We start from the raw sequence: 14,132 nt of genomic DNA, 5'->3' as shown, positions 1-14,132 counted from the left end.
TTTACTTTTTGCCATTTTTTCCCTTGCTCTCCACTGCCAAATGCCCTGTGGGATGGACCTGCCAGGAATGCCAGGCCGCCTTCATCCCCGCTAGCAAACGCTTTGAACCACTCTGCACTTTTTTGGCCCCTTCTTTGGTGATGGTGACCCCCCGGTCCACCGTTTGGGCCACGTCTTCCACCGTTCTCACCCCTTGGTTCAAATCGTCCGTCAACTCACTAATTTCCAAGCCCGTTAAACGAATCGCTTCCAGGGTCGGGGGAAATTCCCGGTTGAGGCTGTCAAACAACTTCTCGGCACTGCGGGCCGCCCGGGCCAACTCCTGGAGGGCTGGTAGGGCCACCACCAGCACAGCAGTCAGGCTAATGGACACCATGGTGAGGGAAAGACCCAGCCAGAAAAGGGGTTCGGTCATAGGTACGGCAAAAGTCGATGGGGGGCAACGGGGAAGGGATTAGGGCGGAAAAAAGTTTTAGGTTTAGCCACCAGAGAGTTAACCAACTGCAGCATTGATGAAAATTAGTTATCCGCCAAAGTGGTTTCCGCTGTAATGTCCCTGGGTTTTGGTTCCGACTCTGATACAACGGTGGTTTGTGTGGCTTCCACTCCAGCGGCGATCGCCTCTTTTAATCGTTCTAAGGTGCCCTGCCAGTTGCGTTGGGTGGCCTCGGAAAGATAGTCCGCCTGCAATTGCAGGGTGGTGGCCAAATCCTCCGCTAAATCGGGGAGGGCGTCGGCAGATTTTTTCAACAGTTGTCGGGTCTGTTTACCGGAACGGGGGGCCAACAAGAGCCCTGTCACCGATCCCACTAAACCGCCAATTACCATGCCTGCCAACAGAGCGCCACCTTTGTTATTGCTGGCCATGTTCCCCCGCAAAAAGAATTTCCCCCATTCTAGTGGACAGGGAGAAAATGCTGTCGGGATTTTTGACGGAGTTGAGCTGGGGCGGATTTTTTATCAACGGTGGGCAATTTCTAATCAATTTGCAAAAGGGCATGAAATTCTTCGATCGCCATGGGTCGGCCGTAGAAATAACCCTGGAAGAGATGGCAACCCCGCTCGACCAAAAAATCAACCTGTTCCTTGGTTTCCACCCCTTCAGCGATAATTGCCAGGTCGAAGTTACGGGCCACCCCGATAATTGCTTCCACCAAGGCCGCATTGTTCAAATCCGTGGGGGCGTCCTGGACAAAGATACGGTCAATTTTCAATTCATTCAGGGGTAACTGCTTCAGGTAAGCCAGGGAGGAATAGCCGGTGCCAAAATCATCCACCGAGAAATTTATGCCCAAAGCCTGCAACTCAAACATGGTGGCGATCGCCTGACGGGTATCCTCCACAATCAGCCCCTCCGTCACCTCCAGGGTTAAAAGAGAAGGATCAATGGCAATGCAGGCCAAAAGGGCTTTCATGTCATCCACAAAGCTTGACTGGCGAAATTGTCGGGGGCTGACATTAACCGCAATGTGGAGCTTAGAACCAAGGTTTTGTAGCCGAGCTAAATATTGGCACACCTCCTTCAACACAAACTCTCCAAGATCGCAAATCAGACCATTTTCCTCCGCAATGGGAATGAAAAGATTGGGGGGAATGAACCCCCGAGTGGGATGGTGCCACCTTAGTAGGGCTTCTGCCCCGACCCACACTCCATGGTGGTCCACCTGGGGTTGGAGATAGACCTGGAATTCCCTGTTACCCAGGGCGTGGCGCAGATCGGCCTCTAGGGCAAAGCGAGACTCCACTTCCAACTGCATTTGCGACTCAAACAAACACACCTTATTGCGTCCGGCCTTTTTGGCTTGGTACATGGCCGTATCCGCTTCCTTAAACAAATCCGCAATGGTTTCATTGACTTTGGGAAAGAGGGTAATGCCAATGCTGCCGCTGATCTGGACCTGTTCCGTTTCCAGGGTAAAAGGGGTGGCCAAAGCCCGACGAATTTTTTCCCCTACCCCCAACCCCAATCGGGCTGCCACTTCCCGGTCATGGGCTAATTCCGGCAATAACACAATGAATTCATCCCCCCCCAAGCGGGCCACCGTATCCGAATCCCGCAGGTTATCCGTTAATCTTTTCGCCACCATTTGCAATAGGCGATCGCCACTGTCATGGCCCCGGGCATCGTTAAGGGTTTTAAAGCCGTCCAGATCAATCAACATCACCGCCCCGTAATGTTTAGACCGCTGGGCCAGGGCTAGGGCATTTTTAGCGCGGTCCAGCAACAGGCGACGATTGGGCAAAGCTGTGAGGGGATCGTAATAGGCCAGACTTTTAATCTGGGCTTCGGCCCGTTTGCGCTCCGTAATATCAGTTAAAATTCCCAACATCCGCAGGGGCTTACCACGGGCATCCCACTCGACAATTTTTCCCAGGGACAGGAGCCATTTCCATTGCCCGATCATGGTCCGTTGCCGGTACTCCACTTCGTAACGGGGAATCTCCCCCCCAATGTAACTGTTATATTTTTTCTCCACCCTTTGCCGGTCCTGGGGATGAATACGCTCCAGCCAAAGTTGAAGAGTTTCTTGGAAGTTTTCTGGGTTGTAGTCCAAAATTTGAGCGTACTGGGGAGAAACCACAGCTTGCTCCGTTTGTAGGTTGAGGTCGTAAAAGCCCTGGTTTGCCACCTCTAGGGCCAGCCTCAATCTTTCTTCATTTTCTGCCAACTGCTGCTGGGCCTTCTGCTTGCTCTGGTCCGACTTAATGGCCGTCAGGGCAAAGGAGATATTATCGCTAATTTCCTGGAGCAAACCCTGTTCGTCTCCGGTGAAAAACTCCGCTTCCTGGGAATACAAAGTTAATACTGCCACCACCTGGCTACCTTCCCGAATGGGCACTGAAGCAGCAGAGAGGAAACCATAGCGTACTGCCCCTCCACGCCAGGGAGCCATATTTGGATCTTGGGCAATGTCAGAACAGATTACTAATTTCCCTTCCCTCACAGCCGTACCAGCCGGACCCCAACCAGCGGGTTCATCTCGGATAGTGATGTGGATACTGTCTAGGTAGGCGGTGGTGTGGCCGCAGGCAATATAGGGAATAACGGCTTGACTCTCGGAGTCGATCAACCCAAACCAGATGAGGGGAAATTTGCCCACTTTTACCCCCACGTCACAGATGGCCCGGAACAAATCATCCCGTTCTCGATTTTCAATGATGGCCCGGTTAACCTGGCTCAGGGTGGCATAAAGACGGGAAAGGTGCTCAATGCGACGCTGGTTTTGTTTGCGTTCACTAATGTCCCGGACCACCGACAGGAGGCGAGCTTTACCATCGATCACCGTCGGCTGAATGGATACTTCCGTCCAAAAAACGCTGCCATTTTGTCTGCGGGCCAGCCATTCAAACATCTGTAGCCCGACATTTCCCGCCTGGCGAATTTTTTTCTCAATCTCTGCTTCAGCCTTGCCTGGTTTATGAGCACTGAAATCTAGAATAGAACTCCCTATCACACTCTCCTTGTGACCATAGCCGTACATAGTGAGCATGGATTGGTTAACATCGATCACTTCTCCAGTTTGGGGATCTTGGATAAAAATGGCTTCGTGGGTAGAGTTAAAGATTTCGCGGTAATTACGCTCGTTTCTTTCCAGGACAATTTCGGTGTAATGGGATTCCAGAAAACGACTAAGGAATTGGCCAATGGTACTGAGTAACTGTTCTTCCTGGGGTAAAAAATCCCTTCCTTCGCTGTAGCAGACTTCCAAACGCCCTTGGTGGAAATGTTCTGTCTGGAAATCAACGGTTAAACAGCAATTGGTCTTTTGATAATCGCTGGTTTGGTAGAGAGTATTTCCCCAGGTCAGGCGGGCAGAAGCGAGCTTGTCGTGGTGGAAGGCCAGGGGCAAAAGTTCTACGGTGTTCTGCAAAAATTCTTCTAAAACTAAATCCGGCTGTTGGGCCATCTGGGCGATCGCCACCAGGCAATCCATTTCCTTGACCCTTTCCCGCAATTGCCCCAGGGTTGCGCGCAATTCTTTGGTTTTTTGCCTGATTTGGTGGGTGAGATTGGCCTGACTGTTGGTGACAATGGACACAATGATGGTGATCAGGGCAGTAATACCTGTGCCAACAACAAATGTGATCAGAGCCGCTCGCTCAGCCTGTTTTTGGTTAAAGTCCGGCCCCGGCCAGAGCAAAAGGGCGTAGGTTTTACCGAAAATGAAGACGGGATAAATCTGAAACAGTCCCGGGCGATCGTGGCCCCCCTGTTCTCTTCGCCAAGAACTGATGGAGAAAGGAAGAGGGGAAGATGAAGCTAAAAGTTGGGGCGCTAGCTCCGTATCAAGTTCTAACCATGCCAACTCCAGGGAGTTATCCCCATAGCTGATCTCCCCAAAGGTTTGCCGCAAAAATGCATCTAGCCGGATCACCACCGCCGCCACTCCCATGGGAGGATTTTCCACCTTACCACCGGCAAAAACCGGGGCATAGGCCACAACGCCCCTCTGTTCTTCCCGTTCTTGGACAAGGGTGAGAGGATCGGTTGCACTGGGAAGTCCGGATTTTAGGGCATTATCCAAAGCTCTTTTCGAGGGACCTCTAGAACTCACATCAAACCCCAGGGCCATTTCATTTCCCCCCAAGGGCTCTGCATAAAAAATTGGGTAGTAGGCATCCCGCCCCCCAACTGGAACCATCTTCCCCTGGCGATCGACTTCAAAAATGCGAAAATCCTTTAATCCTTCTTCTTGCGCTTGCCGCTCAAACTCTGACTTATCCACCGCCAAAACCTTAGGAATCCATTCCCAAGCCTGAATACTAGATTGCCTAACCATGGGCCAGGTAAAGCGGGTGAATTCCGTACGGGTTACCTCTTCACTAGATTCAAAGAAACCAGTCAAGCTAGAAAGGCCATAATTTTGCAATTCCCAAAGCTTTTGGGCAAACAGGGTAGCCCGGGGAATGGCAAGTTGATTGAAATTACTTTGGTTGACTAGGAGAGTATTTTCTTCAACCAAGGCCATGGTAGCTAAGGTCAGACATAAGCCCACGATCGCCATGGCCAGAGCTTCCCCTTGATTAATAATAAATCTGCTCCCCCAACGATGACGAGATTGTAGTAGATAATCTCCCCCCAGAATTACAACAATCAACCCCAGGCAAAAAAACAAAGGGGCCCAAATTTTTTCCCGTAATTGGCTTTTCCACTGGCTAGCTTCAACGTTGATGGCGACAATTACCAAAACCTCTGGGGAGCGAGGCTGGAGGATAGGGGCATAGGCCGAGACAAAATTACCCCGTTCACTGTGGTAGGGGCCAATGATTAACTTTTTGGCTGGAGGCTCAAATAATTGCTTGATTGCCGTTGGAGGATTTTGATAGACAGCACCGGGGAAATTAGCTAGCAAATCCCCAGGATTAAGACTATCGGGGCCAAAGAGAATTTTCCCTCCCCGCATCACCATGGTGTAGATACTGCTCTTATCAAAGGTCCGGGCATAGGCCATCATTTGATCGTGCAGTCTTTGAAAATGGGGATCCGTTAGATCCTCTGTAGTGAAGGTAATTTCCTGGAAAAGTTGGGGATTAAGGTTGGAGGAAACCATTTCAACCTGTTCTAGTAAGTCTTGGCGCATCTGCTCACCAACTTTTTCCATGCGCCAGCGGGCCACCCCCAATCCCCCCAGAATAATTAAAAACACTAGACCAGATAAAATTAATTTCCGCCAAAAACCCCGCCCATGGTGGCGAAAAATAGAAGACGGGGGGCGAGAAATGATAGACATCGGGAAGTTGGGGATACATTACCCAGGGAAAAATGCCGGAGCTACCATCTTGAACAGCAGTACCTCCCCTCCTGTGGCTCAATCAGAGGGAGAAATCGGTTTGTGCTAAGCATTTAAGCATTAGAGTGCGGAAACTTATAGACTTCCCCACACCATCAGTTTAAACAAAATTTGCTTAATTTTTGATAGTAGCACTACCCTTTAATTTGCTTTGGGAGAGGCGGAGGGGAAGGGGTTTGTTTGAAAAAAACTTTGCAATGCTCTGCTCTGGAGTTTTAAATAATGTTCCATGGAGTTGCCCTTCATCAAGGCCATAGATTTATTTGTCTGGTCTACAAACGGTAGGGGGTCTAGGTAAGCTTGGTAGGATAACCAGGCTTCTTGGTGGGTTTGAAAACTGCGGTGCAATCCTTCCGTTTCCTGGGCGAAACAGGCCCAAAGCATGGCCTCACATTCCTGGGCAGAAAGACCGAACAAAGGCGATGTGAGGAGCTTAGCAATGGTGCCATACAGGGCAGGGTCGTACCAAAAAATCCCATTGATAGCAACGGACACATGGTAATGATCCCTTTGGCATCCCCTAATGCCCAAATTGACTAGTTGTCGCTCAAAAGCAGTGGGGGCAGGAAGAAGGCCCCCCACATTGTGGGACAAAATGGTGGAGGTGTTGAAGTGAAAGCTTTCGTCGAGAAAATGGTAATAGGAAATTTGGGTGGGAATGGGGTTGCGTTCCGCTTCCTGTTGTTGGTAAAAGTGACTGAGTTTATGTTGCACTAACTTGCCATTCAGGGTCCGCAATCCCCGTACCGTAAGATATTGACAAGCCAAAAAGGCATTGTTAGCAGACAGTAAACCAAAACCTTGGAGTTGCATCCCCTTCCACCATTTTTTCAACCGATTTGTGTCAGCAAAAATCATTGTTTCCCGAAATGGCGATCGCCTGGGTTGGCCAAACAGATTACCGCCGAATAGAGTTTGCTCTACTTGGTCAATCACAGTTTGAAAAGCCTGGATATGGCACCGTTCTTGGGAAGTTTCTAAGTCTAGGGTGTCACAAACTAAGCGAAAATCCGTCAGGGGATAGAGACCAGTGGCGCTGGTTTGATTGAAATAAATGGTAGCTACTTCCGCCGCAATAATTTGGGTGTAGTAAGCCACCCAGTAAAGATGGTTGAGAATGAGTTTTTGTCCTGCACTGGCTTGATCCCATAGGGGCGTGCCATAGAGGAGGGAAAATTCTGGTGCTTGCCAATATTGGTCTCGGCATTGCTCATAGTCAAATTGCTCGGCTAATTGATCTAAAGCTGGACTATGATCTGTTTGCTTAGCTCGACGATAATTAAGCTCTAGTTTTTTGCGGGTTTTGCTATCCTTTGCTAACAAAGATGGCTGTGTATGACTAGGTCTGGGAATGGCGTTGACAGTGGTTGACATGGGTCTCATTTTTCTAGCACAACTCAGCGGCATAGGGGACGAAACATTGTTGCTCTTCCAGACGGGATAAAATTTCCGGTGGTACTCCATGGACCATTAAGGAACGCAAAAGATTGAGTTTATTTTGGCTCTGCACTTCCGTTTGCAATTCGGTAAAAATTTGCCGGCGATCGCCAGGGGATAAATAACCTTTGCCCTGTTCTATGGCTTTAACCAACCGTTGGGGCCCCACTTGCACCATCTGCAAAAATTCCCTGAGGGCTTGGTAAATATTTTCTAGACTGAGTTGATCGTATGACCAAGTTTGTAATTGGTGAACTCCCGTGGCGTGGTGGCGGGCTTCAGCGGCCAAAAAGCTTTGTAGGGTTGCAGTTAAACGATCATTTTGACAATGGCTGGCGAGGGAACGGTAATGGCTCAAGCCCCAACCTTCCAAAACTACCTGCACCATGGTTAGTAACAGAGCTTTATCGTCCGATTCTAGTAATTGCCCCATAAACAATAAAAAACTATCCTGATTAAACTCTGGCTTCTGCTGAAAAAATTGTTCGATTTGGCATAAATGTTGGGCTTCATCGGCGGCAAATAAACTGTATAAAATTCGTTCTTCTTTGCTTTCTGCTAGCAAGACCATTTTCGCCATATAGCCCACTCCCGCCTGCTCCACCCAATAAATTTCCGTCAGTAAATCCTGGTTGGCGATCGCCAAAATTGTGGCCTGTTCCGCGGCACTGGCCTGTTTAAACAGGGTTACTTGATTTAAGCCAAAATATTCGGCGGGCCAATATAATCCTTGGCCATGGTCAAAAGTTTCCCTATCCCCTAATTGACCTAGGGTTGAGGTGAGAATTCTCCCCAGGCGATCGCCGGAGGAAATCGAGGGGAGGGTAAAGCCGCTAATGGATTGGGTCATGGATTTTTACCCCTCCATTGTGGTTATTTACTGCCGGGGCAGAGGGCAATTTTTCCTCATCTAGTGGTTGCCAAGTTTCCCAATGGAGAACCGGTTGTCTTTCCAGATGGTGGATAAATTCAAGAATTGATCTATCCTCTGCCAGGGGAGTTTTGAGCGCAAATTTAATGGTCTCAAAAATCTTAGTATCTCCCTTTGCAAAATAGTTGCCCACCAGATTGGTTAGCCAAAGAATAATGCCATTCAATAACCAGCCCCACAGCCCAGGGCGATGCTTAGTTAACAAAATTGTTTGCCCTTCCGTTTGCCCCTTTTGCCCTAAGCGCAGGGTAAACATAATGTAAAAATGTAAAAAGTCTGGCCCCAAAGTTACTGTGCCCGTACTGCCAAACCAATAGGATAAATTATAAGTACCAGCTTCTCGGTAAAAGGGTTTAATCAGACGCACTAAAAGGGAATCATTGCCCCCCTGGGTGGTGTTAGTAAAATTAATCATGTTTTGATTAATAATCTCGGCTTTAAAGTTGATCTCCACCGGAAAATTATGCACCGTATTGAAATGGTGGGCATCAATGGCATTAACCATCACCACATTGGGATGACAAGCTTTTGTAAAATTTTTACCCAAGGCACTAACAACTTTTTGAGCGGCTAACTCCGGCGGTATAGGCAAGGTTTGACTAGGTTCAGTCCCAGTCCAGAGCCAAATTAAACCATAGGCTTCGGTCACCGGCCAGGTGGTAATTTTCAGCGGCAATGATTTCCCTAAACAGGGTACTTCCACGCATTGTCCATCGTGATCAAACCGCCAATTGTGGAAAAAACAACGCAGACTTTCCCCTTCCACCTTGCCCTCCGCTAAATGGGCCCCCATGTGGGGGCAATGGGCATCCACCGCCACTACTCGGCCGCTGTCAGTGCGATAAACCGCTAAATCTTTGCCCAATAAAAATACAGCTTTAACCTGGCCCCGTTTTAATTGTTTAGAGGGCAGCAACCAATACCAACCGGCTACAAAGCGCTGGGGCTGATTAAAAACTTTGGCGGATTGCGGTTTGGGCAGGAAAACCACAGTGGTCAGACCAATTAGCTCAAGATATTTACAGCATAGCTGGAATGCCAAATTCTTAGTCCCGCTTTGGTCAAATTTTCCGTTGACACCTCGGCCAAACAAACCAACTCATCCCCCTGCCCATGGCCAGGGTTTTTTTGCAAAAAGAACTCCACATGGCGATCGCCTAATTTTTCCATGGGTACCTGGCGCAGGTTAGGGGTTAATACTTGGGGCTGGGGTAAACGCACAATGCCCACACTGGGATCGTAGTTAGCTTGGAATTTTTCCCGGGCTAGTTGGTCAATAAAATCTTGTACAGGCGGTGGAGTGGGGTGGAGATAATGGGGATAGAATTCCTTGGCAAAAATGCTCAAAAACCGATAGGTGCGGTAACCGGAGGAAATCAGGAGCCAATACAGTTTTTCCGGTTTTGCTCCATGGAGAATTTGCATGGCCTTTGTCCAAGCCTTAGCCAGGGCTGGGTTAGACCACATGGACGGATCAGTAATGGTATCGCCGGAATAGACAATTCTGACGATTTGTCCTTGCCGCTGGGCCGGGTAGAAGCAAAAGGTAGTGAAGCCTTTCAACACCCCAGCCAATTTGAGTAAAATCACCCAATCCTTACCCCCTAGGTCGGCTTGAAATTGCGTCCAATGGACTCCCTCAAAGTGGGTTTGGAGCAGCGCAAACATGGCCAGTTGGTCGGTATTGGGGATTTGGTCGGCGGGCAACAGAAAGGCTTCAATCATAGATTTCTGAGGGATTTTGTCTTCTCCCTCAATCCCCGGGGAAGGTCATGATGCTTTGCCCATGGCTTCTAGCCAACGATAGTTAGAGGCGATCGCCGCTCTGAAGGTGGGATAAGCTTTGTACTCCACATCAAATTCTTGGCAAACATCCTTAATGATATTTTCTAGCTGGGGATAGTGAATATGACAAATATTGGGGAAAAGGTGGTGGGTGACTTGGTGGTTTAAACCACCACAAAACCAGTTCCAAAATAGATTAGTGGTGGCAAAGTTGGCCGTGGTGCGAATTTGACAAATAGCCCACTCGTCATCAATGGCGCCGGATTCATCATCGGGGGTTAAAAATTCAGTGGATTCCAACACATGGGCTAACATAAAGATGGTACAAACCACAATGCCGTAGGTCATATAGGTGACGGAAGCACCAATTAATACTTCCGGAATGGAAAAACCTAAGACCAAGGGTAAACCGAAAACGTAGCCTAGCCAAAGCACTTTAACAGCCAATAAACTAGCTAATTCCAGGGGCTGAAAAGGAGGGATTTTATGGTCATGGTATTTACCTTTATTAAGCACAAGGTAAACGTCGTAGAGAAACCAATAAAAAGGAATAAAAAGATACAATCCCCAAATATAAAATTGCTGGAAGCGATAAATGCTAAAATGTTCCTGTTCAGGACTCATGCGTACTGCCCCATCCCCATGGATTTCCACGTCGTGGCCGAGGATATTGGTGTAGGTGTGGTGCAAATAGTTATGACGATAGCGCCAAAGAAAACTGGATAACCCGACAAAGTCGTAGGTCAGGCCCAAGGCCCGATTCACGTAGGGATTAGAGGAATAGGCGTTGTGGTTGGCATCATGGCCGACATTGAAGGAAAAGGCCGCCACGGCGATCGCCAAAACCACACAACCGAGGAGGCGTACCGGAAAAATAACTGGAGCAAAAAGCACAAAGGCCCAAGCGGAAAACAACCAGAGCACGATGATCAGGGTTTTCAGATACATGGCGGGGTTATCCCTTTGGGTCAGGCCATGCTCGGCAAAGTAGGCATCAACCCGTTGGTTTAGTACCCGACGAAACCCCCGCTTCTGGGTAAATTTAATTCTTTCCGCTGTTAACATTTATAAATTTTAAATAGATAAAAAACTCCCACATTATACCGCTATTAACTACCAAAAAAACTCCAGCACCGAGGGAATCTAAAAATTTACTCAAAATAGCAGACCGTTGACAAAGTTATCGCCTGCTCCCCATCAACCCGTTCAAGCTCCAGCAAGAAGAGAGAAATTGTATAGGGTTTTTTCTCAAAATTGAGTAGTGAGAGGATTATTTAAACATATCTTGAGGAGAATGACGAAGTCTTCCGGAACAGATGCTAGTCAACCACCACAGTAACTAAACAATAAAGTGAAGCTGTTGGCTCCATTCATCCTTTTCTAGTATTATTTGCCAGTAAAATTTAGCTACAAGTTAAACTTATATTGCTATTTTTTCTGCTTTAACTTTTCGAGAAAAATTATCCTCTGCTGTCGTCTAATTTAAAAATATCAAACATAGGCAAAATGTTCTTTTTTGATCACTATTAGCCCAGGCAAAAATTCTATTCCACCCATGCTAAACCAAAAAAGAGTCCAGGGGATCGGCGGTGGCATGGGGCGATCGCCAAAGTTGCTCCAGGGCAGTGGCGGGCATGGTTAGATACAATACATCCCCGGAGGTGAGATGGGTACCCAACAATTCCCAGCTATGGATGGTTTTACCGCCCCGTTCTAGATAGAGGGGGACGAAATCTGATTTGTGAGCCGCAATTTTCACCAATTGCTCAGCAAAGGGATGGTTTGGGGTAATTAACGTTGCTAGGGCTACCCAAAGCAGATCGTCGGTCATGCCGTTGCCCAAAATTTTGCCCCCCAGGGCCGCCGCCGCAAAGGAATAGGTGGCCAATTCCGCTGGACAAAGCACTGTTTCAAATTCAAATACGTCCTGGAGGGACAAGCTAAACTGGGCATCCTGACAGCGCAACACCACCGGCAAACTAGGGGCGATCGCCTTGGCGGTCAGACCAATTTCCAAGTTCACCGTATCATTACTGGTGGCCACCACAATGGCTTCGGCTCGGTTGATATTGGCGCAGGCTAAACTTCTTTCTAGGCGGGCATCTTCTACAATTACCGGCACCCCCAGGGAACGGGCCGTATGCAGAAAACGATTATCCGTATCTTTTTCGATCACCACAATTTCATGGCCCTGGTGGATTAACTCTTCAATAATGGCCATGCTCACTCCCCCCAGCCCACAAATGATGATGTGATGGCGATCGGGTAACTTGGCCGCATCCAAAAACTGACTAAAGCGACTGCCAAGGATGAAATCGTTCAACAGGGCATAGCAAATGCCAATCACCCCTGCCCCAGCGATCATCATCACCGCTGTGAACACTTTGATAATATCGGGGGACTTTTCCGCCACTTCTTCCTTGCCACCGGCCCCGGTAATCATACCGACGGAAAAATACAAAGCGTCCACCGGAGCAATGTGTTGGTCAATGGAAACGTAGGTGAATGTGGCCAGAAAAATCATCAACAATAGAAATAAAATCACCCACATCACCTGTTGGACGTAGCGCTGATATTCCCGCAGATTGGTAATTAGTTTGGAAAATTTGCGCCAAGGCGATCGCCGTTTGGCCTTGGGTTGGGGTTTTTGCCCGACAATCAAATGATCCCCAGCTTGCAAAGTTAGCCCATCCACCACTGCGCCGATTAAATCCGTTTCACTATGGGCCGGCAGATAATAGATCAACATCCGACTGGGGTCGTCCCATAAATCTGCGAGGGGTAAATTGAACCAGGGATGGTCTTGGTCAATGATAATTTCTTGGATAGGCCAAGTCTGGTCAAACAAACGCAATTGCCCGATCGCCTGATTACCCAAAGCCGCAAAGGAAAAAATCGGGGCCGCCAGGGCAGAAACACTTAAACTAACGTGGTCTGGGAGGGTGGTGTCTAAACGTTTGCCCAGAGCATGGTTAAACAAACGATTAACAATGCGAATGCGGGGATTGAGAATGCGGGCCTGGGTCAGGATAGCCAAATTGAGGGCGTCGTCACTGGTGGCTAGCACTAGGGTTTGGGCGGTGTGGATGGCGGCCTTAGTCAGAGTCGCGGTGGACCTCAGTTCCCCCACCACAATATTGCTGGGATTTTCCCCTGCTATGGGGCGATCGGAAATGCCAATCACCTCCGCTCCCTGTTGTTTGAGCAAGCTAAAAATTCGATAACCCGTTTGTCCCAGCCCACAAACGACGATGTGCGGTTTCATAACGTCCTAAAAAAATGGGAACCTGAACAAAAAACGTTGCCAATGGGAAGCCCTGTCCCAGGGCCGCTGGAACTGATCAAACTCACCAAACAGCGCCTCGCTAACCCAGCCATTTCATTTTCTCCATTCTCCCCAGACACCGCTAGCAAAACTGTCACCGTTCAATCATTTTGTCCCCACTGGCGATCGGGTCTGCTCCATTAACCGCGGTAAACCGACCAGTCAACCATTGCGGCGAACGTTTAAGATGGGGACATTGTTCTAGTTTTTGATTGTAATTACCAACGGAGGGAAAATGTTACAACTGCTTATCGTCTGGATTGTCACCTCAGTTAGCCTCCTGATTATTGCCCAACTGCCAACGGGGGTAGAAATTTCCAGCTTTAAAAAAGCGCTTATTTCCGCAGTAGTTATCGGTTTGCTCAATGCCTTAGTACGTCCAGTACTAACATTTTTTACCTTTCCCCTAATTTTTCTCACCTTTGGGTTGTTCTACACCGTAGTCAATGCCATCATCTTTGCCCTGGCGGCCGCCTTTGTGGAAGGATTTAGTCTCCGTTGGGGTTTTTGGAGCGCCCTCATTGGAGCCATTTTGCTGGGATTGATCAACTCCATCCTCTTTCAGCTACTACCCGTTGGCAGCTAGTCCAAAAATTGACTGAGTCATTGTCGTGGAGTTCTAGAGTGCCTAGTTGAGGCGGTGGGGTTGATTTTAACTTCACCTTTTTTTTGTCTGAAATATTAATCAATACAGCGGATTCCGCATCTAACTGGCACAGTAACAACAATGAGTAAAATAGTTCTGTCTTGTTGTAGCAGAATTCAGCATAACACCAATTTCTGCTAACTTTTCAACAGATTCTTTATCTTTAGGTCTAAATCGCCGAATGAAAGCTTTGAGTTCCCACCAAAGATGTTCAAT

General features: G+C 48.3%; 11 protein-coding genes. 2 read left to right on the top strand and 9 right to left on the bottom strand.

The features are described 5' to 3' along the window. Position 1: 1 nt before the first annotated feature. The 9 genes from H6G45_RS15505 to H6G45_RS15465 all read right to left on the bottom strand — a co-directional run bounded on the left by H6G45_RS15505 (position 2) and on the right by H6G45_RS15465 (position 13,210). Positions 2-415: a DUF948 domain-containing protein gene (locus H6G45_RS15505; RefSeq protein ID WP_190599304.1), complete on the bottom strand. Its 414-nt coding sequence runs from the start codon at positions 413-415 to the stop codon at positions 2-4. A gap of 104 nt (positions 416-519) precedes the next feature. After that, positions 520-867: a YtxH domain-containing protein gene (locus tag H6G45_RS15500; RefSeq protein ID WP_199309807.1), complete on the bottom strand. Its 348-nt coding sequence runs from the start codon at positions 865-867 to the stop codon at positions 520-522. A 110-nt stretch (positions 868-977) separates the two neighbouring features. Then, on the bottom strand, positions 978-5,732 hold the full coding sequence (locus H6G45_RS15495) for an EAL domain-containing protein (RefSeq protein WP_190599303.1): 4,755 nt from the start codon (positions 5,730-5,732) through the stop codon (positions 978-980). Between the two features lie 201 nt (positions 5,733-5,933). Further along, positions 5,934-7,166: a P-aminobenzoate N-oxygenase AurF gene (locus H6G45_RS15490; RefSeq protein ID WP_190599302.1), complete on the bottom strand. Its 1,233-nt coding sequence runs from the start codon at positions 7,164-7,166 to the stop codon at positions 5,934-5,936. Between the two features lie 13 nt (positions 7,167-7,179). Further along, positions 7,180-8,079 carry a ferritin-like domain-containing protein gene (locus tag H6G45_RS15485; RefSeq protein WP_190599301.1) on the bottom strand — a complete coding sequence of 300 codons (900 nt, stop codon included), beginning with the start codon at positions 8,077-8,079 and terminating at the stop codon, positions 7,180-7,182. After that, on the bottom strand, positions 8,063-9,151 hold the full coding sequence (locus H6G45_RS15480) for an aromatic ring-hydroxylating dioxygenase subunit alpha (protein ID WP_347338278.1): 1,089 nt from the start codon (positions 9,149-9,151) through the stop codon (positions 8,063-8,065). The genes H6G45_RS15485 and H6G45_RS15480 overlap by 17 nt, the downstream gene beginning before the upstream one ends. 14 nt (positions 9,152-9,165) lie before the next feature. Then, on the bottom strand, positions 9,166-9,885 hold the full coding sequence (locus H6G45_RS15475) for a hypothetical protein (protein WP_190599299.1): 720 nt from the start codon (positions 9,883-9,885) through the stop codon (positions 9,166-9,168). A 45-nt stretch (positions 9,886-9,930) separates the two neighbouring features. After that, the gene (locus H6G45_RS15470) at positions 9,931-11,010 is read right to left on the bottom strand and encodes a fatty acid desaturase (protein WP_190599298.1); all 1,080 of its coding nucleotides are present in this window, start codon (positions 11,008-11,010) and stop codon (positions 9,931-9,933) included. A 493-nt stretch (positions 11,011-11,503) separates the two neighbouring features. Next, positions 11,504-13,210: an NAD-binding protein gene (locus H6G45_RS15465; RefSeq protein ID WP_190599297.1), complete on the bottom strand. Its 1,707-nt coding sequence runs from the start codon at positions 13,208-13,210 to the stop codon at positions 11,504-11,506. A 42-nt stretch (positions 13,211-13,252) separates the two neighbouring features. Between H6G45_RS15465 and H6G45_RS15460 the strand changes: the two genes are divergently transcribed. Both H6G45_RS15460 and H6G45_RS15455 read left to right on the top strand, forming a co-directional pair. Next, positions 13,253-13,414 (top strand): hypothetical protein, encoded by a 162-nt coding sequence (locus H6G45_RS15460; RefSeq protein ID WP_190599296.1) that lies wholly within the window; start codon positions 13,253-13,255, stop codon positions 13,412-13,414. Positions 13,415-13,505: 91 nt separating this feature from the next. Continuing rightward, on the top strand, positions 13,506-13,856 hold the full coding sequence (locus H6G45_RS15455; protein ID WP_190599295.1) for a phage holin family protein: 351 nt from the start codon (positions 13,506-13,508) through the stop codon (positions 13,854-13,856). The last annotated feature ends 276 nt before the right edge of the window (positions 13,857-14,132 follow it).

The organism is Synechocystis sp. FACHB-383, from assembly GCF_014698605.1.
GTDB classification, from domain to species: Bacteria; Cyanobacteriota; Cyanobacteriia; order Cyanobacteriales; family Microcystaceae; genus Synechocystis; species Synechocystis salina.
This window is presented reverse-complemented; position numbering and strand designations above follow the sequence as displayed.